Here is a 22,624-nt window from a genome sequence, read left to right on the forward strand (position 1 = left end):
GGTCGAGATCCGCAGAATCAAAAAGGTATTTCGCCGCCTTTTCGAGTTCGCTGCTGGTCAGCTGGCTGTTCTGATCGCCATCAAGCTCAAAAGCATGGCGGTAAATGAATCCCGCAAACGCAGCCCCCTCACGGATGTCACCCGCTGTTTCGATCTCTGCCGGCGTGATGATGCCATTTTTGTCCGCATCGTACTTGGAAGCCGCAGTCTTCATATCTGCGAGAGTCTCTTCCAGCGTCACGCTGCCATCGCGGTTGCCATCCAGTTCTGCGCCATGCATTTGCATCCAGGGTTTGCGCTGTCCGCCAGGCTGCTCTGCTGCGCCTGCCTGAGGTGGCGCGGGCGGTGTCGGTTGAGGCCCCCGGGCAGGTACCATGCCACCACCGCCGCGCGAGTACACCACGCTTAGATCGGCCTTCGCCAGGACTTTGCCTTCCATGGCGGCTAGCAGCGCCTCACGCGTCACGCCTCGGCCTGCACCACTGGGCTTTGCCTCGCTTGAGAGCGCATAGACATGCAGCACATACTTTTTTGCTCCCGGCCCCTTCGAGTGCGGCGGCTCGTATCCAGACTCCCCTTTGAACCCCACTCCCAGCTTGCCCACACTCTTCACATTCTTCGGCAGGCTTGTCACGCTTGCGGGGATGTCCCACATCACCCAGTAGCTCTTCATTTCATTGCCCGGCGCCAGATGATCCATGATCAGGGCATAGCTCTTCGTCCCGGCGGGAGCACCTTTCCATTCCAGCGGCAGGGTCGCTCCGCTGCCATCACCCGTGAATTCAACAGGCAGACTGCCCCCGTCGGTTACTTCAGGACTGGTCAAAACAAATCCTTCCGCCGCGGCAGCAGGTGCTCCGCCCCGACGACCGCTCGACGGCTCCGCTGACGCCTGCAGTTCGCTGCCTTCCAGTCTGCCGTCACCATTTCGATCCAGCGCCGAAAACTCACCGCGTGCCTTCGCCAGCGTATCCGCCAGCGTTCCACCACCCCTGCGTTTTGCGGCATGCTCATGTTTGACATTTTCCGCAAATTCCTGCGCTGTGACGACGCCATCGCCGTTTGCATCCATCACGCTTCCTGTCTCCCGTCCTTGCGGCGGCGGCGGTGCTTCACCTTGCGGCGGAGGCGGATTTCCGCCAGCCCTCATGCCTTTGCCTCCCTCTCTCCCTGGCCCTCTCCCACCACCACCGCGTCTGGCATAGACCTCTTTCACCGTGCCGGCTGCGCCATTGTTGAACTCAAACGGATAGGTGCCGTCACTGTTGATGCTGTAAGAGATGAACCTCTTTTCACCACCCACCTGATAGCTCAGTTTGTAGCTGCCGGGGCCCGTGCTCTCAAAGCTGGTGATCTCCGCTCCCCGCAGTGGCGGAGTATCGGGCCGCACCGGTTGCGCTCGTGGCTGCGGATCCACCTGCCCTTCAGCCTCCACCACTTCTCCGTGAAACGCACTTTGCAGATACGGCCGCTTCGTTGAGGCATGGTAGTGGTAGCCCACCTTCGCATCCTCATGCCCGTGGCACTCGTCCAGCTTGCCCAGCGGCGCACCGTCCGGCTCCGTGAGGCCATAAATGGGATACCCGTCCAGCGCATACGCGATCGGCATCCCCTTCCCCACCGCCGTCTGCAAATGCAGCGGTGCAATGTGGTAGTGATAATCATCCGCGCGTCCGCAGTGCCCGCCCCATTGATCCAGCTCGCCAATCTCATACGAGACCTCGCCGCGATTGTTCTGCGGGTTGAAAATCGGAATGCCATTCACCCCGATCGCGATGGCCCCACGCAGGAAATGCCCCTCCACGATGGCAGGCTTCTTCGCCGGCACAGGATGCAGCGGGATCCTCCACGCATTGTCTCCTGTGTAATTCTGCGGCAGCGGCACCTGCTGCTGCCAGGCCGTGATGCCCACCATCATGTTATGATCCGGCAGCCCGTTCGATCCGATGAACAAAAAATCCCGGTCCCACTTCAATTCCAGTTTTGGAAAAGCCAGGAAAGGTTTCGCTGCCGCCGGTGCGTTTGCCGCATTGGCCGCCACAGCAGCCGCGAGGTTTAGCGAGCCAGCCGCCGAAGCCACCCGCACTGGCTTGATCTCACCTTCTGAAGGCGGTGCATGCGCCTGCATCCATTCTTCCAAAATATGCTGGCGCAGGGTCTCCTGGTCCTGGTCGCCTGAGTTCCCAGCTTTCCACGGGTGGGCGGAGAGACTGGTCGTAAGCAGCAGCAGCGCGGTAAGGGCTTTCATGCTCTCATTCTGCCTCGGTGCTGTCAGCCGTTCATCAGTGAAATGCCGCAGATTTGTCAGCAATCCGTAAAGAAACTCGCGAAACCGCCCTCGGAAGCTCATACTTCCTCATGCCTGCCGCCACGCGCATCCTCGTAATCGACGACGACACCGAGCTCTCCCAGCTCGTGGCGGACTATTTGAAGCCGATGGGTTTTGAGGTTGAATGCGAGCACGATGGCAACAAGGGCGCCGAGCGCGCCATCAGCGAGCCTTGGAATGCGATCATCCTTGATGTCATGATGCCCGGCTGCGATGGCTTCGAGGTCCTTCGTCGTATCCGCACCAAGTCCAAAGTTCCGGTCATGATGCTCACCGGCCGTGGCGAGGAGGTTGACCGCATCGTCGGCCTCGAACTCGGTGCGGATGACTACCTGCCCAAAACCTTTTCCTCCCGCGAGCTTCTCGCCAGGCTCCGTGCCGTGCTCAGGCGCTCCGGCTGGGTGGCGGAAAACACACCGCAGCCCCCCATGAAGGAAATCGTCGTCGGCCCGCTGCGCATCAATGCGGATTCGCACGTGGTGGTGCTTGGGGACACGCCACTCGACCTCACTCCAGCAGAATTTGGCCTGCTGCTTTCCCTCGCAAAAGCTCATGGCCGCGTTCGCACGCGCGAGCAGCTCATCGAAGACGTCGCCGACCGGGAATGGGATGTGTTTGACCGTGCCATCGACATGCACATCTCCATGCTCCGTCGCAAGCTCGGGGACGATCCCAAGAACCCGCAGTTCATCAAAACCGTGCGCGGCTACGGCTACCAGCTCGTCACCCCCACCCGCTGATCTTTCATGCCTCGCCCACGCCTGCCTTTGTATCTGAAGATTCTGCTCTGGTTTGGAGTGAATCTTCTGGTGCTGGCGCTGCTCTTGGTTGGCTTTCTCAGCATGCAGTTTCGCATGAGTCTGGACTGGATGCTCTCAGGAGAGGCGGGCGAGCGCATCGCGGCCATCGGCGACATCCTCACGGACGAACTTTCCCGCCTGCCAGAGCAGGAATGGCCGGCCGCGCTGAAGCGGTATGAAGCTCAGCACGGCGTGGCCTTTGCCCTCTTCGGCAGCAACGGCGCTCAAGTCATGGGTACCGAGGTTCAGGTTCCTCCAGGCGTCGTGCCAAAGCTGATCGACAGACGCAGCCCCGGCGACCACCCGCCGCCTCGGCGTCCGCCATCCGGCACCACCAGAAAACGCCCCACCGATGCTCCGCCCAAGCCGCGTTTTCTTCTGCGAGCAGGCGACCCCGCCCACTATTGGGCCGGCATTCATCTCGACCTCACCCAGCAGAGCGGGAACCGGCCCCTGACGCTGCTCATGGTTTCCAACACCATCACCGGCGGCGGTCTGTTTTTTGATTTGTGGCCTTGGTATGGACTCGCCGCTGCCGCGCTGCTTGTCTCAGCCTTGGTATGGATGCCCTTCGTCCGTGGCATCACCGGTTTCATCGGACGGCTCAATCATGCCGCAGGCCGCATTGCCCAGGGAAACTTTGGGGAGCGTGTCACACGCAGCCGCAATGATGAACTGGGCGAGCTATCTTCCTCCGTCAACGCCATGGCTGCGCAGCTTGGCGAATACGTCGCCGAGCAGCGCCGCATCACCGCGGATGTCGCGCATGAACTCTGCTCCCCCATCGCCCGCATGCAAATGGCGCTCGGCGTGGTGGAGCAGCGCAGCACGCCGGAGCAGGCTGGCTACCTGCAAAAGCTCGACTCCGAGCTCCAGCACATGGCTCGTCTGGTCGAAGAAGTGCTGGCCTTCTCCAAAGCCGAAACTTTGCCGGATCGAGAAACCGCCGAAGACATTGGTCTGCATGATTTGATTGTCGCCGTCATCGCACGCGAAGCGCCTGACGCGAATGTCCAGCTCCACGTGCCCGCAGAGTTGCAGCTGCATTCACTGCATGGCGCGCTGGACCGCGCCATCGGCAACGTCCTGCGCAATGCCGTCCGCTACGCCTCTGAATTCGGCCCCGTTCACATTTTTGCTGAACAGCAGGATGGCATCACCCGCATCCGCATTGCCGATCAAGGCCCTGGTGTGCCGCCAGATGCGCTTTCACGTCTGTTCGAACCTTTCTATCGTCCCGAGTCAGCACGCCGGCGAACCACCGGCGGCAGCGGCCTCGGCCTGGCCATCACCAAGCGCTGCATCGAGGCCTGCCGAGGCACCGTCACCGCACGCTTGCGCCAGCCCGCCGGACTGGAGATCGAAATGTGCATTCCTTCCGTCTGAAATCGCTCACTCCGCCTTCTTCAATTCCGCCATCATCTCCAGCAGGTTGTTGGTGAGAATGACGCTCGTGTCTTCCTGCACCTGATTCGTCCCAAGCCATGTCTCGTAGCCTCCAAGTTTGTGCTGTTCCAGGGTGGGCAGGTAGCCATGCCGTCCGTTCGCCAGTCCCACCACCATCGTCTGCGGAAACGGACTGCGTTTCTTCAAATCGAGGCCGATTTCCACAAACGTTTCAAATGGGATGCCGCACACCACAAAGTCGCCAATGCGGATGGCCTGCAGGGGCACGGTGACCGTGTCCTCTTTGCGCTCCGCCGCAGAGACGACGCTGCCCGCATAGTTTTTTGCGAGCCTCGGCAGCTTCTCGGCGGCCTCCTTGTCCTTCACCGCCAGCACCGCCTTTGCCGCCGCCACATCCTGCTCCGTGGGACGCCGATACTTCAGCGTAATCTCACGCTGGATCATCCCCAGAGCCACGTCGCCGCGATGCTTTTCAATCTTCCTGTGCGCCAGCCACGCGGTGTCAGCCGCCTTTTGCGCCACGATGCGAATCTGTTCAAACGGCTCGCGCGGCGGCCGTGTCACGCCAAAGGGAATGTTGTTGATGTCTCCTGAGGTGCCGTTCGACATCATCGCCACGAAGTTTTCACCTCCGCGCACTCGCGAGGGCATGACGCGCGCAAATTCCCCAAAGTAGTCCGACGACATTTCTCCTTCAGGCGCACCGCCCACATAGTGCAGCGAGTAGTTCGCATACACAGCGATCGGTTTCCGCCTGGCGTCCTGCACGGAAAGGATCGTGATGTCCGGATCGGTGGGGCCCGCAGGATGGTCGATTGTGTTCGGATCGGTCCCTGGATTCATCTTCACAGCGTCCAGGCGTCCAAAGGGATTGAGCGGCATCTTGCCGGGTTTCAGATACCAGCGCCGGTTAAACACCTCATCTGGCAATGGATGCGCCGCCGCTCCAACCAGCGCCGGTTGCAGGGCCGCGTGCGCTTTGATGATCGATTCCGCGATGCCCTCGACAAACCTCTTGTAGTAGCGCGCCGCCATCTCACTGCGCGTGTTTACGGAAGGCCCGCTGTGCGTGTGCGTGGAGCTGATCAGCATTTTGTCCGGCTTCATGCCCGTCTTCTCCGCCGCGATGGCCTTAGCCTCATTCAGCACGTCCGGCCCCGCGCCCAGCACGTCCACCACCACCATGGCCAGCGTCGTTTTGCCATCATCCAGCACCAGCGCCCGCGCATGAAACGCATCATGCGCCTTGCTCGCCGGATTGGCGCTGAATCCTCCCGGCATGTTCATGGGAAACTCCGTGGGTGTGATGTCCACCGCCGCGGCACCAGCGCGTAGAACGGAGGTTGGCGCCGCGAAGGCGGCAAGGGGAGCAAAGCATACGGCGAGCAGCAGAAGTTTCATGGCGAAGGGTTCAATTGGATAATAGGGATTCGACTTGGATGGCGACGCTTTCGTCGTGCCGTTTGAGCGCCTCGTTCAGTTTCTCCCGGTCTGCGCCGAAGCGCTGATAGAGAGCCTGCGCGATGGCAAATGCCGACTGGAAATATCCGTCTCCATCCGCATCGATCCAGATGGGATTCGTCGAACCGATGACACGCGGCGTGAATGTCTTGCTCGCCGCCTGGTATGGCCGTGGAATCTCCCAGAAAGCCTCTGAAACTCCCGGCCCTGTGGCGATGGCCACCAGATGCACGTCATGTGCCGGCCGTGGCAGTTCCCACACAATTCTCGCCTTCTCACCGGCTTGATGTTCATCCTTCAGCGCTTGTTCGCGAATGAGAATGCCATTGGCAAACAGCTCCACGCGATCCGCCTGCACCCATGAAGGACCGCTGACGGCAACCTCGACTTTGATTTTCTCGCCCAGTCCGGTGGCCAGGTCAGCAATGCCAAACCGGTCATCCACCTTCATCGTGCACAGCAGCCCCAGGCTCACCAGCAGCTTTCCGCGCTGATAGCTGCGCCAGACTTCATCCAGATCGACCTGTGCAGGATTGGCATCGTTCGCGGCCGCATAGGTGCGTCCCTGGCCCAGGATGAACCGGTTCACGTCATGACTGTCGCTCGATGCCACCGCCGCGATTCGGTGCCCGCGATTGAGCAGCGCAAACCAGTCCCGATACAGCAGATGGATGTCCGACTGCATGGCAGCGGAGGTCACCACCTCGATCGCATCCACGTCCAGTGCATGCGCCTGCCGGTGCTTGCCAGTTTTGGCATTGAACTGCACGGCGCCGAACGGCACAAAACCGCTGTGCAGATCGCGCGGATGATTCAGCGTGATGACCTTCACACCCGGCGTGGCTCGAATGGCAGGCATCAGTCTGGCCCAGTCCTCTTCCCGGCTGTCCACCACCGGCGCGCCCGCCTGAATCGGAAAGGCATTGAAGTGCCCGTGCTTCGTCGTCACCTCGTTGCCGGTCACCGGGGTGAAATGCTCCGCCACACCCGCACTCGCCGCGGCAGGCGCGTAGTCTGTATGATGATTGTGATCGGTGGAGATCGCCAGTTCAATCCCTTCGCCTGCAATGGTCAGCATGCGCTCTTCGATTTTCGCATCGCCATGTCCGCTGTAGGTGAGCGTGTGAATGTGGCTGTCCGAGGCGATCCAGCCGCGCGTGTCCACCTCTCGTTTCAGGCTCATGCGCACTTCCTTGGTCTCCTTCGCCTTCACCGACACCACGTCTTTCTCCACGCTCCACTCAAAACCTCGACCCGCATGCAGCAAATAGTCTCCCGGCGGCACAGAGATCACAGCATGTCCATCCCTGGCATAGACCACGCCGGGGCGCACCGCCGTGGCGCCCGCAGGTTCCGCACGCAGCGGCTGCAGCGTTCCGTCCGTTTTTGTCAACGTGATCCGGCATGGCGTGGGCTTTCCTTCCGGAGCGGCCAGCACGGTCACATCAATTCGCGCACCACTCATCGCCTCCGTCACCGGTTTCTCCATGAGCACAACCGGCCCCACGTCGATGTCATCCAGGCTGGCGGGCGCCTCAATCAGAAGAACATTTTCGCCGTCCCTCAAAGCCCCCGCGGGCACCGCCAGAACACACTCCTGCGCCGTCTCGGCCGTGGTCAGCACACCCAGCTTGCGACCGTTAAGGAGCACCGGCCATGTCAGCTTCACCTCCCGCTGCCAGATGCGAAGCGTTTGCTCCGCCGCGTTTGCCTTCGACTGGAAGCGGAGTTCCAGCCGCTCCGCATCCACCGTGCGGTTCTTGTTTTCCTCCCACTCATACTGTCCCTGCCTCCCCAGATGGAGGCGCCTGCCCTCCACCACCATCTCCTGCGCAAAAGCGGGAAGGGCGTGGGCGACGCACAGCATCAACAAAAGGCGGTGTGAAAACATGGGCGCGTACTAACGAACCAGGAGGGCAGTCTCTCGCGCCTCTCATCGCAGCATTTTTTCATGCCATGCAACCATTCGCAAACTCACTTTTTGGCCCTTAGCGCCAGCTCCTCTTTCGCCAGTTCCTCCAGCTGGTGCTGGCGCTCCTGCAAGCTTTCATATGAGTGGCCGCCGTTCATCATCGAGCTCATCTTTTGCATCTGCGCGTCACCTGGATAGCTTTTGCCCATCATGTCTCTCAAAGCCACCTGGGCGATGCTGCGCACAGGGTAAAACTTCTCACGCAGGGTGCCGCAGGCGCCATTGACCACGAAATGGTCGTCTTGCAGCGCGGTTAGAAACCACTCTTTTGTGCGTGGATCCTTCAGGCGGCGCAGCGTTTTCGCCGCGCTGATGCGCACCGCCGGATATTCTGACCAGGTCATCTCCCGCGAGGCCTTCTCGATGGCCTCATCATCCCCCAGGGCGGCAGCAATCACGATCAGCATGCCGCGGACTTCATCGTCTGTCTCCCGCTCGATCTGGTTGCGCACCTCGGACAGCATCCTGCCGCCCAGCTTGCGACATTCCTCGATAATGGCCTCACGCTTCCGTTCAGTGGGCATGGTGCCCTGTCTCCAGTAGTATTCTCCATCAGGATTGCCAGGATCACATTCATGGCGCAGCCGGGCGAGAATGCCCGCAAATAAAGGACTTGGAGCATCGTTCCACCGGAGCACCAGACATGGCACCAATAAGAACAGCAGGGCGGTGATGAGGTGATTGCGGTTCATGCCTCTGAAACGTCCGACCCAGCTCTTTCATTAGAAGAACCACTGACATTTATCTCTGGGGATTCTCATACCAGAACACCCCAAGCTGATCCCGTTCCTCGCAGGTGATGACATCCAGGTCTCCGTCGCCATCCAGGTCCAAGGTCTGCATGAGGTCATATTTCAGTCCCTCCGGCCCGCCCAGGGTGTGCTGTTTCCACGGCCCCTCCCGCTGCTGCTCCAGCCACACGATGCCCTCCCGTTCTTCCTTGGCGTTTTCACAGGTGAACAGGAGGTCTGGCAGCTTGTCGCCATTCACATCCGCTATTTTCACCGCCTTGGCATCGCCGAGGTTTGCACCTTCCAGCTTCACCACACGCTCCTGCCAGCCGCCATCGGTCTTGCGCAGGCAGAGGATGATCTCCACCGGCTTTGCCGCCACGGCCACATCCAGCAAGCCATCGCCATTCACATCTCCGAGGTCGGCAAACATGACCTGCTTGCCCAATCCGCCCACGGCATGCTCCTTCCACACCGCATGTTCCCGGTTCGCGGCTGCGCCCGGATTTTCCAGCCAGAAGACGCCCGTCCTCTCGCCCTTGCGATCACTGATCACCGCATCCGCATCACCATCTCCATCCATGTCCTGGGGTGTGACAGACATCACCCACCCGGCATCACGCAGCTTGTGCAGCGTCCAGGCCTTGAGGTCGTCCGCTTTCTGCGGTGCCTGCAGCCAGCTCACGGCCGCCCCTTTGTTTTTTGACGCCACCAGCAGATCAGGCCCAAACTGACCGTCGAGATCCAGCGCCGCCGCCTGCATCCACATCTGAGTGTTCGTCGCCACTGGGAAGGCCTGCGTGCCCCACTTCCCATCTACCAGCCGGTGCCAGTAAAGCGTGCAGGTCTTGCCCTCAGTGCCACTGACGACCTCCAGCTGGCCGTCGCCATCCAGATCCGTAAAGATCGCCTCCTCGACATTCTTCACTTCTCCCACAGTGATCTGCTCCCACGCCTCCCGCGCCTTGGCAGGTCCCGGATTGACATAGATTTTCACCACACCACCTTCCTCCCAGCCGGTGACGATGTCCTGGAGTCCGTCCTTGTTCCAGTCCCCCAGTTTCACGCCATCGGCTCCGCGTGAAGTATTGTCGATCGAGTGCCGTTTCCACGGCGTGCCGGGCGCGAGAATGACGGCATCATCAGCTCTCAGTGAGGCCCCATAAAACAGAAGGCAAAAGGTGACTATTGGACGCATGCCTCCCCTGAACGCGCAAAGACACCGCAAATCGCAGCATTTTCCTGCGGTCTGAAACCACCCAAAATAACTTGTAGAAGCCTTTGGAAATACACTAAAATCCCCTCACCTCCCGCTGCCTATGAAAACACGGCTCTTGATTCCCCTGACGGCGCTTCTTTGTTTCACCACCCCTCTTGCGGCGGACACACCCGTGCAGGAGGCGCGCAATCACCTCGAGCATGCCATAGGACTGCTCAACAAGAAGGAGGAGGGCGCCGGCAAAAAGCGCAGGACTTCCATCCCAAACATCCTCAGCATTCTTTCCAACACAGAGACGCGCCTCAATGAGGTGAAGAAGAACAAAGGCACGAACGTCAATGCGGCGCTGGAGTATGTGGCCACTGCAAAAACCGAGCTCGAAGCTGCGAAGTCCGGCTCCGAGTCCGAGCATCTGGACAAAGCGGAGGCCGCTCTTCAAGAAGCCCTGAAAAGAGTGCGAAAAATGGCTCAGATCAACCGCGCCAAATAGGCTCACTCAAGGAGCGCTCGTTAAAAACGCCAGCAGGTCCCGCAGTTCCTCATCCGTCAGGGAGACGGCAAGCCCCTGCGGCATGAGCGAGGTCCTGAGCTCTGTCCTTTTGACGATGTCTGTCTGCGGGAAAGACCGTTCCTTGCCGGTCAGATCTCGAAACACCTCGGTGTTCGACGAGCGCAGCATGATGCCGGTGAACTCGCTTCCGTCCTTCAGCTTCACCTGCGAGGGATAATACTGCGGCGCCACCTCGCGGCTTGGCTCAAGGATGGATCGCAGTATCGCCGCACGGTCTCCCTGCTTTGAGACGAGGCTTAAGTCCGGCCCCACCACATTGCCACGGCCGCTATGGCGGTGGCAGCTGGCGCATAGTCCCACCTTGGAATGGAAAAAGATACGACGACCGGCCTCCACATCCGGCTTCCCTGGCAGCGCATCCAGCATCTTCAGCCAGGCATCCGTGTTTTCAAAAACGGGGCGGGAGGTGCTCATTTGAAACGAACTGTCCTTGTCAGTGTAGCGCAGTGATCTCCGTGCCTCGTCGCGCAAAATCGCATCCTTGCCGCCGGCCAGTTTCACCAGCAGCGCCTGCTCTTCCGCCTTGCTGGTGCTGGCGAGCCCCTCGATGGCATCGGCACGCACCCCGGTTTTCTGCGATTCATCTCCGGCGATTTCCGCCAGCACCGCGCGGGCATCATCTGCATTGCGCGCCGCCAGGGTACGCACGACCTCCTGAGACAGCACCTCATCCCCCGCTGCGAAAAGCTCTCGTAGCAGCGGCACGGTGATCTGCTTGTGCGCCGCCGGCGCAAGCCTCAGCGCATAGCCCTTGATGCGAGCCGGAGTTTTGGGATTGATGATGCGCTCCACGAGCACTTCAGGATTTGTCACTCCAGCCCCCGGATCACCTCGCAGGGTGTTCCAGGTGGCAAGGACGGCCTCAAACAGATGGTAGTCCAGCGCTGGATCGGCGAGCAAAGCTTCCACCTGCGGCGTGAACTTGGTCAAGACCGCGTCCGCGATCCAGCGGAGGCACTCAAACCGTATTTCTGGGTCCCCGTCATTTAAAAAGGCCTCCACCCATTTTCCCTCGTTCAAATCCACACGGCGCAGCGCCACCAGCGCATAAACGCGGTCTTCTGCCGGCATCTTTTTCAGCGCCTCCACCGACCACGTCTCACGCGCCAGCGCAGTCAGAGCAGCATCTGCGAGGTACGCATCCTTGCCCCGCGCCAGTTCGAAAAGTTTCTTCACCTCTGGCTTGGCCTTGCCGGTGCGCAGGTCGTTCGCCAGACGCGCCTCCGCATTCAGCGGATCAGCGGCCGGCTTCACCCATGCCGCACTTGCCCGGTCAATCTCCAGCTTCCATAAACGGCCGCGTTTATGAATGGGATAGGAGCTGAACACCCAGTCATTAAAGTAAAACGCGCCATCAGGTCCCGCAGCCATGCACGTCGGTCGGAAGAAATCGCTGCCTTTGATTAATGGAATGCGTTCGGATGAATAACCCGCTCCCTGGCGTGTCAGCGGAAAATAATCCACGCTGTGATCGCTCCAGCTCGGGATCAGCACGCCTCCGCCCAGTTCCACGATTGCACAGGGGCCTTCACCAGATGGGTGCACCATGCCCAGCGTGCCGCGCAGCTCGCCATTCCATGCCACAAAAGGATGCACCGGCGCGCTGCCATACACCCACTGGAAGCCATAGTCCGCTCCTTCGACGACATACAGCAGCCGGCACGGCGGTCTGCTGCCGGGATCATTCTCCGCAGCGAAGATTTCCCCATCCTTGCGCACCATCAGTCCAAACGGATTCCAGAAACCACGCGCAATGCGTCGCATCTGGCCGCCATCCGCCGTGCAGCGAAACACACCGCCTTCACCACGGCCGCTCACCTTGGAGCCGTCCCTGGCGGTTAGCGTCCAGTCCTTGCCAAAATTCTCTCCGAGCGAAAACACCAGCCCTCCATCCGGGTGCCAGGCCATGCCGCTGAGCCCGTTATGCGGATAATCTGCCACCGAATCCAGCGTGGCCAGATTTTCCTCCACATCCCCCACGCCATCGCCGTTGCTGTCCTTCACGCGCAGCACGCGGTCCCGCTCTGCGAGGTAGACCCAGCCGTCCGGCCCGATCTCCACATGCATCGTGGCATCGGTTTTGTTGTAAAACACCCGCCGGTTCTTCCCATTCGCATCGAACACCAGCACCTCATCGTGCTCGGGCCCTTGGTAGTCCTCCGGACGGAAATGCGTGTGGCAGGAGATCGAATAAATGTTTCCGTTCTTGTCCACGGCGATGCCTGTCGGTGTGACAAGATCCGGATGCTCCGCCAGCAGCGTCAGCTTCACTCCCGGCTGCAACGTCTCGATCTGTGGCGGCACCTCGGCCGGCACCTCCGGCGATTTGGTAGGCGCGACACGGGGAGCACCAAGCGCGGCGGCAGCTGGCAGGAGGAGAAGCAAAGAAAGTAGTTTCATGAAATTAGGCAGAGCGGACACGTTCGAGAGCAGCGGCGATTTCTTTTTCGATCACCGGCAGCGGATTGAGCAGGGCGAGAGGATCAGGCACAGGCGTGACCTCATTGCTGCGCGGATCCCAGTTCACTGGTCCAAAGCGGCAGGGCGCAGAATTCCCGGTAAGGATGTGCATTCCGGCGTCATCTTTGTCGAAATGCCAGAACTCGAACGGAAAGTGAATGAAGCCATGCTTTTCCATCATCGCTGCGATCTCCAGCCTGGTGGCCACATGTTCCGGCGCGACAAAGGGCGACCTCATCGGCGTGCATTCGCTCATTTCCAGATACGGATATCCGCGCCACACCTCCGTTCCGTCGTCACGTCGAAACACCGAAATGTCGATCGCTGAGCCGGACATGTGCGCGCCGATCTTCGGCATGTTCGCCGTCAGCACGATGGCACGCCGGAACATCATTTCTGTGCTCGGAATTTCTCCGCCGAGCTCCCAGATGCATTTTTTCAATACCGTGTCGAAGACGGATGGCTTGCGCACCAGCTGCCGCTGCATGTCCAGCGAACGGAAGCCGTCCTCGATTTTCAAAATCCAGCCACGCTCGTTCATCTCGCGCCCGATGGTGATGACGTCGCGCACCAGGCTCTCGCGCAGGAAATAAACACGCTCCAGGTCTCCTGCGATCTTGCTGGTGGAAAACAGCATCTCCACACCCGCCGCAGCCGCGGCGTCAGGGATGGATGCGAACCTCTCACCGCATTCATGCACGGGAAACTCGATGAGCTTCTGCACGATTGCATAGCCTTGCTCCATTTGATCCGCCCAGTAGGCGCGGCGTGCTGCTTCGTCGTGGTTCATGCCGGTTCAGTGGATGGCCGTTTCAGGGTTTCGCGGGAGAGGTGAACTGCAGGCGCGCCTTTTCTTCGGCCTCGCGTTTCTGCATGTCTTTCGGATGTTTCGAGAAGCTCGCAAACACATCACCCACCACACGGTCTGCCAGTGCGCCAAGCTTTTGCAGGATGATGGGTTCGGCTTCGGGTTTCAGCTTGGACAAGTTCGGCTCGTACCCGCCCACCTTATGAGCGTCTTCAGTGGCGATGTACCCGATGTTTCCGTTCGCATAACCGACGATGATGGGCGTGGCGCGGTTGGCGATGGCTTTTTCGAGCTTGAACCCATACTCCACCATCGGCTCTCCGGGCATTGTGAGCAGCAGAAAGGGGCCGATCTTCATGGCCATCAGCTCCGCGCGCACCGGCTGCTCCTTGCCGGGAAGCTCCACCACCTCGCTGGCGACCCGGATGGGGTAAAAGGTTTCACGTTTGCGCAGCTGCTCGCGTGTCACTCCATATGCGGCCGCGCGCGCCACTGCGCCGCCAAGATCGCGCCCTGCCCACTGGATGTCCGCTTCGTCAGCGCAGCGGTAGGGATAGCCCGGCAGATTGGGCCGGATGTCTCCCGCGCAGCCCTGCATGAAAAGAGCGCTCGTTTTCTGCGCGTAGCACATTTCCACAAAAGTTTGCGCTTCGCCCGGAAAGTCCGCGCTCAGCTTCGGGTAGCCTTTCGGATAAGGCTGCGAGCCTTTGTCTCCCCAGGTGAAAAAGCACGGATGGCAGACCGCATGCATGATCACAGCCATCGGCGTGAGCGTGGCGCCATCGTCAAAGCGCAGCACCTTCACCCGCGGGTCGTTCGGGCCCTCGGGGTTCAGGCTCACCACCGCCCGGCCATCGTAGGTCTTGCGGCGGTTGATGCCAAAGCTGATCCGATCCTCCCCATAGCCGATGTTCACCGCCTTCATGCTCCCGGCAGCCTCCTTGGCGGCAGCACCCAGCTTTTGAATCAATTCTCCAGCCCAGCGCATGTTCTCCAGATATCCAGGTGCGGAATGATTGTGCGAGGCGGCGATGAGAATGTTTGCGGAAGGCACGCCTGTTTCCGCCTCGATCCGCGCGCGCGCATCCCGCACCATGTCGTCCCACGCACCAATGGTGTCCATCGTGACGATCGCGGCCTTGGTTTCGCCGTCGTCCAGAATCAAGACTCCGGCACGCAGCGGGTCACGCACGGTGGTGACCTGCCGCACGTGGCCTACGATCTTGATCGCGCCCGCATCTGGCGGCGTGATGTCCACCTTCGCCACACCTGCCTTGAGATTCGACACCACGGCAAACTGCCCATCCTTCACCTCCTGTGCGTACGCATTGGAAAAGGCGAAAAACAAACCAAGGAGAAGGGCCGGCCGGAGGTGCATGGCACTCTTCTACGTTACCAGATGCCGTAAATCTTCACGCGATCAGTTCTGCGATCGGCCTTCCATTTTCCACAATGTGCACCGGACGTCCATTCAGGTCATCCAGGGTGACCTTGGAATAGTCGATGCCAAGATGGTGGTAGATCGTCGCAAGGAAGTCGCTCGCATTGCAGGGGCGCTCCACCACGTCCTCACCGCGCTTGTCGCTGGCGCCGATGACGCCGCCCGTCTGGATGCCGCCGCCGGCCCACACATTGGTGAAGGCGCGTGGCCAGTGGTCGCGGCCCGGTTGCAGCGTCCCCGTGGGTCCGCTGGCATCTCCCGCTCCGGTGCTGCGGTCAAAGCTGATCTTCGGCGTGCGGCCAAACTCTCCGGTCACGATCACGAGCACGCGCTTGTCCAGCCCGCGCGCATAGACGTCTTCGATGAGAGCCGAGACTGCCCGGTCATAAGTCGGCATGCGGAAGCGCAGCGCTTCAAACTGGTGCTGATTGACCGCGTGGTCGTCCCAGTTGTTCACCCGTCCGCACAGCGGCCCGCTGAGGCTGCTCGTCACAATTTCCACACCAGCCTCCACCAGTCGGCGCGCCAGCAGCAGCTGCTGGCCCCAGCGGTTGCGGCCATAGCGGTCACGGAGGGCGGGATCTTCCTTGCTCAGATCGAAGGCATCCCGCGTATGCGGATTCGTCAGCAGCGTGGCCGCCTGCGCCTCAAATTCATCCAATGCTCCGAGCTCTCCCTCGCGGTCAAATGCACGCTCCATTTTGTCCAGGCTCCTGCGCAGCGCTATCCGGTCGCTCAGACGGCGGGTTTCCGAATCATCCGAAAGCCCGATGTTCGGCACCTGGAAACTCGGCCGGTTCGGATCATCACTCACCGCGAAGGGTGCGTAGGCGTCTCCCAGGTACGCAGGGCTGGAATACTCCGGCGATGCAGCAGGCACCCCGATGTAGTTCGGCAGCGGATTGGAACGGCCGCCCTCTTTCGTGCGCAGGTAATGCGCCACGGACATCCAGTCCGGCAGCCGTGGCTTTGGCTTGTCGCGCGTGTCGCTGTCGCCGGAAAACATCTGCATGGTCCCGGCCGGATGACCTCCGGCGGACTGATGCATGGAGCGCACGATGGTGAATTTGTCCGCGATCTTCGCGTTCATCGGCAGAAGCTCGGTGAACTGCGTTCCCGGCACCTTGGTGCTGATCGTCTTGAACGGGCCGCGATACTCGCTGCTGGCCTCCGGCTTGGGATCGTAGGTGTCAATGTGCGACTGCCCGCCCGGCAGCCAGACCATGATGATGGATTTGCGCTCTCCCTTTGGCTTGGCCGCATTTTCCGCGCGCAGCTTGAGCAGCCCCGGCCAGCTCAGAGTCGCCATTCCCGACAGGCCAAACTGCATGAATCCACGGCGCGACAGCGGACCGGCACAACGAACAAGGGAAGGAGGCTGAATGATGGATGACATGCTCTTAAAAATACGCTCGGCGTTGCTTGTGTTTATCGGGTAATGCTTGGACAAAACTCACGCGATCAGTTCTGGGATCGGACGTCCGTGATCGACAATGGGTCTGGGCCGGCCGTTGAAATCCTCGATCGTCACTTTGGAGGCATCAATGCCCAGATGGTGGTAAATCGTGGCAAGAAAATCCCCGGCACTGCAGGGCCGTTCGATCACGTCTTCGCCTCGTTTGTCCGTGGCGCCGATGGCCGTCCCGGTCTGGATTCCACCGCCGGCCCAGATATTGGAAAAAGCCCGCGGCCAGTGGTCGCGTCCCGGCTGCAGCGTCCCCGCAGGTCCGCTGGCGTCCCCCGCGCCCGTGCTGCGGTCAAAGGTGATTTTCGGCGTGCGGCCAAACTCCCCCGTGACGACCACGAGCACCCGTTTGTCCAGACCGCGCGCATGAATATCTTCGATCAGCGCGGATACCGCCTGGTCATAATTTCCCATCCGGAACCGCAGCGCCTCAAAGATGTGATGATCGACCGCGTGGTCGTCCCAGACCTGCGTGCGCCCGCAGAGCGGGCCATGGAGGCTGCTGGTGATGATTTCCACACCCGCCTCCACCAGACGGCGCGCGAGCAGCAGCTGCTGCCCCCAGCGGTTGCGTCCATAACGATCCCGCGTCCGCGCGTCTTCTTTGCTCAGGTCAAAGGCATCGCGTGTTTGTGAATTCGTGAGCAGTGACATCGCCTGGGACTCAAACTGATCCAGTGCGTGCAGCTCCCCCTGCCGGTCAAACGCACGCTCCATCTTGTCGAGGCTGCGGCGGAGTGCGATGCGGTCGCTCAGCCGCCGGGATTCCGCCTCATCTGCCAGACCGATGTTTGGCACCTCAAAGCGGGGACGATTCGGATCTTCGCTCACCGCAAACGCCGCATACGCTTCGCCCAGATACGCCGGACCGCAGTAGGTTGCGTTGATCGGATTCACGCTGACGTAATTGGGCAGGGCCGCAGCTCGGGGAGCTTCCCTGGACCTCAGGTAATGCGCCACCGACATCCAGTCTGGCAGGCGCGGTGCCGGTTTGTCGCGGGTGTCGGGGTCTCCCGAGAGCATCTGCAGTGTTCCAGCAGGATGACCGCCCGCAGTCTGGTTCATCGAGCGCAGCACGGTGAATTTGTCCGCGATCTTTGCCTGCAAGGGCATCAGCTCCGTAAAGTGCAATCCAGGCACCTTCGTTGGAATCGTCTTGAACGGCCCGCGGTATTCGCTGCTGGAGTCAGGCTTCGGATCATACGTGTCCAGGTGGGACTGCCCGCCAGGCAGCCAGACCATGATGATGGCCTTGCGCTCTGCTTTGGACTTCGCCGCATTCTCCGCCCGGAGCCTGAGCAGGTCAGGCCAGCTCAATGCCACCATTCCGGACAGGCCAAACTGCATGAAGCCACGCCTTGACATAGGACCGGCGCACCGGATGCGGGATGGAGGCTGAATGAGGGAGGACATAGGAGGAGTTCACGCGGTCAATGATGAGTCGAAATTCCTCCCCGAACGGCTACTTCCCTCCAAACACCGCCAGTTCCTTTCCAGCGCCGTCCCAGATGCGCAGCATGCTGTCTTCACCACCGCCAATGATGGCGCTGCCATTGGGCGCGCAGACTGCGGCCTGCATGTAATCGGGCAGATTGGCCATGGCGCGCACTTCCGTGCCATCATCGGTCACGATGCGTATGCGGTTGTCACCCGCGGAGGTGACAATTTGATTGGTGGCGCCGATGAACTGCAGGGAGGTCACCTCCTTGGTCCAGCCTTCGATCTTTCGCTTCCGTTCACCGATGATCATGTCCCAGGTCACCACGGTGCCTTCCGCGCCAGCGGTGGCCAGCACCCGGCCGTCGCTGCGGAATGCCACGCCCATGACGTGATGTGTGTGCCCTTCAAAAAGATTCAACTGCTTGCCGGTGGCGACGTCCGTCACGCGGGCGATCTTGTCCGCACCACCTGATGCGAGGCGTTTTCCATCCGGGGAATAATCAAGGCACAGCACGGTGTCCGTGTGCTTTTCCTTCCAGGATTGCGTTACCTTGCCGGTGGCTGCGTCGAAGAAGATGATGTCCCCGCTGCGCGAGAGTTCGCCGCCACCGGTAGCGAGTATTTTGCCGTCCGGGCTGAAGCGCACGGCGTTCACGCGGTCGGCAAATAGACCCTTTTGATCAATTTTGCGCTCCAATGCCCAGCCTGGCGGGCTGCCCACCGTCTGGGTGCTCGCCTTGGTGGCGGTGAACGTGCCGTCCGACGTGGAGGTGATCGTCGTGATGGCGGCGGTCTTCCCAGAACTCTCCTCGACTGGCATGCCCGTGGCCGCAGCCCACACGCGCAGCGTGCCATCGTCAAACAGTGAGGCCACCCGCAGTGAATCGGCGGAGAATGAAACCGCGATGGGTTTTGCGCCGCCCTTGGTCTGTTCGAGTTTCGCCGCGGCAAGATCAGCCGTCGCCTTGTCCTGCAAGGTCTTCGCGGCGGCACCCGCCGCGTTTGCCGCGGCGATGGCCTTGGCATTGACGGCTTTGGAATCGGTGATGCGTTTCACATCGTCCTCGGCATCCTTCACGTTGCTCTGCGCGGCGTTGACGGCCGCAAGCGCGGAGACTTCCGTCATGTTTGCGGTGATGAACTTTTCCTGCGCATCTTTGAGCTGCTTTTCCAAAGCGGCGTCGGGTTTGCCTGCCGGAACGGCTTTGATCTTTGCGGCCACTTCATCGACGGCCTTTTGCGCCGCGGCCTTGGCCTCAGTGGTCGGTGGCACGGCTTTCTGCTTTTCCGGCAGCACCTTGCTCATGGCCACGATGGCCTCCTTGGCCTTGCCCAGCAAAACGTCGAGCGCCTTGTCCTGCGCTTCGATGCGCGCGACTTCGCTCTTTTGGAAAGCCTGCTCCAGAGTCTGCGCGGCGATGGTCCACTCCAGCTCCGCCATTTTCCTCGCAGCCGCCACACTGCCGCGCAGTTCGATGACCGGCTTCACGGCAGCCACATCCCACACGCGCACGGAACCGTCATCACAGCCGGTGACGGCCTGCTTGCCATCGGCAGACAGCGCACTGCTCAGCACGGTCACCTTGCCTGTGGTGGCGATCTTTTTGAGAAGATCCGCACCCGCAGGAGACGAGGCAGACTTTGCAGTGCTTGCCGCCGGCTTGGTTTCCGCCAGTTTCCAAATTTTCACCTCCCGGAAGCTGCCGCTGGCCAGACGTGTGCCGTCAGGGCTGAACGCAAGAGACTGCACCAAGGCGCGATGTGATGCGCCATTCTTCTCTGCAGGATCGCTAATGTGAGTGACGAACTGGCGTGTGGCCAGGTCATAGACGTCGATATGGTTGGACCGGCCGCAGGCCACATAGCGGCCGTCCTTCGTCATCGCCACGCAGTAGATGGGATCGATGCTGGCGGAAAACGCCTGAAGCACCACGGCACGCTCTTCCATGACGGAGCCTTTTGCACCCTGATCAATCCACAGCTTCAAGGTGGCAATCTGTTCCGGGATCAGGTTCACCGCGCCTGACTTGTTGTTCGGCGGCGGCATCTCCATGTCCTTCTGATGAAGTGACGCCGTCACGATAAGACTTTCGGCACCCTTTCCGGGGATGATCGCGGGGCCGGTTTCACCGCCCTTGATCATGAGTTCCGGCGTCTCCATGTTCAGATCCGCCTTGGTGGTGGTCTTGTTGTGGCACGAAATGCAGTTCGCCTTCAGGAATGGGTAAACATCCCGGTAGTAGTCGAGATCCGCCGCCACTGCTGGCAGCGCGGCGCAAAGAAGGGCAATGAGCGGAAAAGACTTCATCACTTGCTGGCGGTGGTGGCTGCGGCGGGTTTCACGGAAACCCGAATGGGTTCCGAGATGAGAATTTCCACCGTGTCCGTGGGTGAAGCCGCAGCAGTGATGGCTTTCATGCGGCTGGTGGCGGTGGTCATGGCGGCATCGGCCAGCTTCTGCTTTTCCGCTGCCTTCTTCGCGGCCTCGGCATCCGTGGCCGCGATTTTTTTGGCCTCCGCGGCAGCGGCGATGGCGGCCTGCTCCGCCTTTTTCTGCTCGGCCTCAGCCAGCGGCACTGCGGCGGGATTGTAGCGGTATTTGCAGATGCCCAGGCTCTGGAAGGCAAAGGTGTAGTCTCCCGGCGCGATCTTCAATGCGGCAAGGTCCAGCGCCGCGTCGAAAGTCGCGGCCTTGAGAGGAATGTCGAACTCCTTGATGGCGCTGAAGCCTTCTCCATAAGCCCTCACCTTGATGGAGGTGCCGTTGAACTCGTTGCGCCAGGTCAGCTTGAGCGGGATTTTGAGCGTCTCGCCCGCCTTGGCTTCGAATACTTTGTTTTCAGCCGGCGCGATGCTCAGAGGCGCCTGCTCGGACTCGCTCACCGAAACGGGAACATCGGCCATGAGACGCGGCGCGGGAATCTCGCCCTTCGCATCCTTCACCGGCCACTCCATGCTCGCCATATGCACCGGGTGCGTCACCACAGCGCCGTTGATCGAGGCTTTGCCAACGATGCGTGCAAGGGAGAACCCGTGCTTGGCGTCGCTGGACGCCGTGAGGATCAGATGACCGAAGGGCTTGCCTTTGGCGATCTTCAATCCGGCCGCACTTACACCCGGAGGCAGGTTTTCCATGCCGATCTCAATCTCACCATCAAAGCCATCGCGCCGCTGCACCACCACCTCGAATGCGCGTGTCTCACCCGCGCGCAGCGCCATGGGTTTGGAGAGCGCGGCACGGTCGCCATTGCGGAGTGTCATGTGCACCGCCCAGGCAGCGAGGGAGAAATCTGGCGCAGCCTGGCGCACGATGAGGCGGTAGATGTTGTTGGCATCGCTGCGGGTGCCGCCAAAAAGATCCCGCACCTGCAGGCGGTAGGTCCCGTCTTCCTTGACCTCAAACTTGCCGTTCACATCGGGCGATCCGGCATCATACGGCGGGCCGTCGTAGGAGTAGCCATTGCTGGTGACCTTCATCGGCGGGGCGATGTCATAGAGTTCTGCAACATCGACCAGCGTCTCTTTGCCGTTCGTTTCCTTCACCTGCTGCACAAGGACGAAAGGATCCGTGTTCAAACCGAGGCGCTCGGAGCCCACCTCCACCCACCATGTCTCGCCTTTTTTGGCCGTGAACTGAAAGGTGTCCACGTCTGCCGCCGGGAAGAACGAGCCTGCAATGTCGCAGGGAAGGGAAATTTTCTGCGCTTCGGCAGGCTTGTTGTTCGGCTCGGCTTCATTCGTCTTCGCGGTCTCGGCCAGACCGGATGGCGGCCAGGACATCGCGCTGACGGTCAGGGTCTGTGGCTGACGCGATGCCGGGCCGTTGCCAGCGACTTCTTGGAGCGCCAGACGGTAGAACAAACGGTCACCGCCCTGATAGGTCAGGTCGCTGACTTTGATCAAGTAAGTGCCGTCCGCCGGAGGAATGAAGTCGATCACGCCTCCCGTGCGGTTCACTTTGATGTCGCCGCCTTTTGCGTCCGCCAGGATGACCACTGGTGTCAGCCGGGAGTCGATGCCAGTCGCAGCGCAGTCCACTGCCACGCGTTTCCCTTTGACGCCCTGAAATGCATAAAAATCCACCGCACGCTTCGTCATGGTGGCGTTGCAAATGGTGCCGACGGGAAGGGCCATGGCCGTTTCCACCGAGTTGTTTGGCTTGCTGCGCACCACTTCGGGAAGCTTGTTCACGGAGAAGGCGCGTGCCGAGGAGACTCCGAGCCGCGACATCACCCGCGCATCATAGACTCCCACCGGGGTATCCGCCGCGATGCTGACCTTGAATTTGTTTTCTGCGCCTGCAACAGGCAACGCCGTGATCTTGGGCGTGGAGAACATCAGCTCTTTCACGTCCTCGGTGTTTTCTCCAGTGATGGTGACCTCCACCGTGGTGCCAGCCTGACCGCCCATGGGCATGACGGTGAGCAGACGCGGCAGCGGCAGCGTGACCTGCTGGGCGAGGGCAGAGGCGGCCAGGAAGGCGCCCAGGGTCAGGGTAAGGGTGAGTTTTTCGAGCATAA

14 protein-coding genes and 1 pseudogene are annotated in these 22,624 nt (G+C 60.8%); 3 read left to right on the plus strand and 12 right to left on the minus strand.

The window, feature by feature from the left end; all coding sequences use genetic code 11:
* Positions 1-406 precede the first annotated feature (406 nt).
* Positions 407-2,350: pseudogene (locus ACILSO_RS09415) on the minus strand (YHYH protein); the annotation flags it as partial.
* 8 nt (positions 2,351-2,358) lie between these two features.
* On the opposite strand from ACILSO_RS09415, the gene ACILSO_RS09420 reads away from it, so the two are divergent.
* Both ACILSO_RS09420 and ACILSO_RS09425 read left to right on the plus strand, forming a co-directional pair.
* Positions 2,359-3,069, plus strand: a complete 711-nt coding sequence (locus ACILSO_RS09420; protein WP_395737135.1) for a response regulator transcription factor — start codon at positions 2,359-2,361, stop codon at positions 3,067-3,069.
* A gap of 6 nt (positions 3,070-3,075) precedes the next feature.
* Positions 3,076-4,515, plus strand: a complete 1,440-nt coding sequence (locus ACILSO_RS09425; protein WP_395737136.1) for a sensor histidine kinase — start codon at positions 3,076-3,078, stop codon at positions 4,513-4,515.
* Positions 4,516-4,521: 6 nt separating this feature from the next.
* On the opposite strand, the gene ACILSO_RS09430 is transcribed toward ACILSO_RS09425, so the two are convergent.
* From ACILSO_RS09430 to ACILSO_RS09445, 4 genes are all read right to left on the minus strand, one after another.
* The gene (locus ACILSO_RS09430) at positions 4,522-5,937 is read right to left on the minus strand and encodes a neutral/alkaline non-lysosomal ceramidase N-terminal domain-containing protein (RefSeq protein WP_395737137.1); all 1,416 of its coding nucleotides are present in this window, start codon (positions 5,935-5,937) and stop codon (positions 4,522-4,524) included.
* A gap of 10 nt (positions 5,938-5,947) precedes the next feature.
* On the minus strand, positions 5,948-7,888 hold the full coding sequence (locus tag ACILSO_RS09435; protein WP_395737138.1) for a CehA/McbA family metallohydrolase: 1,941 nt from the start codon (positions 7,886-7,888) through the stop codon (positions 5,948-5,950).
* An 83-nt stretch (positions 7,889-7,971) separates the two neighbouring features.
* Positions 7,972-8,661, minus strand: a complete 690-nt coding sequence (locus ACILSO_RS09440) for a HEAT repeat domain-containing protein (RefSeq protein ID WP_395737139.1) — start codon at positions 8,659-8,661, stop codon at positions 7,972-7,974.
* Between the two features lie 49 nt (positions 8,662-8,710).
* Complete coding sequence (locus ACILSO_RS09445; protein ID WP_395737140.1) at positions 8,711-9,898, minus strand: FG-GAP repeat domain-containing protein; 1,188 nt, start codon at positions 9,896-9,898, stop codon at positions 8,711-8,713.
* Positions 9,899-10,019: 121 nt separating this feature from the next.
* On the opposite strand from ACILSO_RS09445, the gene ACILSO_RS09450 reads away from it, so the two are divergent.
* A complete protein-coding gene (locus ACILSO_RS09450; protein WP_395737141.1) occupies positions 10,020-10,409 on the plus strand; it encodes a hypothetical protein in 390 nt (129 codons plus the stop codon).
* A gap of 6 nt (positions 10,410-10,415) precedes the next feature.
* On the opposite strand, the gene ACILSO_RS09455 is transcribed toward ACILSO_RS09450, so the two are convergent.
* From ACILSO_RS09455 to ACILSO_RS09485, 7 genes are all read right to left on the minus strand, one after another.
* Positions 10,416-12,890 carry a PVC-type heme-binding CxxCH protein gene (locus tag ACILSO_RS09455; protein ID WP_395737142.1) on the minus strand — a complete coding sequence of 825 codons (2,475 nt, stop codon included), beginning with the start codon at positions 12,888-12,890 and terminating at the stop codon, positions 10,416-10,418.
* Positions 12,891-12,894: 4 nt separating this feature from the next.
* On the minus strand, positions 12,895-13,740 hold the full coding sequence (locus ACILSO_RS09460) for a M15 family metallopeptidase (protein WP_395737143.1): 846 nt from the start codon (positions 13,738-13,740) through the stop codon (positions 12,895-12,897).
* Positions 13,741-13,762: 22 nt separating this feature from the next.
* Complete coding sequence (locus ACILSO_RS09465; protein WP_395737144.1) at positions 13,763-15,136, minus strand: hypothetical protein; 1,374 nt, start codon at positions 15,134-15,136, stop codon at positions 13,763-13,765.
* Between the two features lie 34 nt (positions 15,137-15,170).
* On the minus strand, positions 15,171-16,595 hold the full coding sequence (locus ACILSO_RS09470; protein WP_395737145.1) for a DUF1501 domain-containing protein: 1,425 nt from the start codon (positions 16,593-16,595) through the stop codon (positions 15,171-15,173).
* Positions 16,596-16,652: 57 nt separating this feature from the next.
* Positions 16,653-18,029: a DUF1501 domain-containing protein gene (locus ACILSO_RS09475; protein WP_395737146.1), complete on the minus strand. Its 1,377-nt coding sequence runs from the start codon at positions 18,027-18,029 to the stop codon at positions 16,653-16,655.
* Between the two features lie 97 nt (positions 18,030-18,126).
* A complete protein-coding gene (locus tag ACILSO_RS09480) occupies positions 18,127-20,412 on the minus strand; it encodes a c-type cytochrome domain-containing protein (protein ID WP_395737147.1) in 2,286 nt (761 codons plus the stop codon).
* A complete protein-coding gene (locus tag ACILSO_RS09485; protein ID WP_395737148.1) occupies positions 20,412-22,622 on the minus strand; it encodes a serine protease in 2,211 nt (736 codons plus the stop codon). The genes ACILSO_RS09480 and ACILSO_RS09485 overlap by 1 nt, the downstream gene beginning before the upstream one ends.
* Positions 22,623-22,624 lie beyond the last annotated feature (2 nt).

The sequence above is a fragment of the Prosthecobacter sp. genome, from assembly GCF_044226605.1.
Taxonomy (GTDB): Bacteria; Verrucomicrobiota; Verrucomicrobiia; order Verrucomicrobiales; family Verrucomicrobiaceae; genus Prosthecobacter.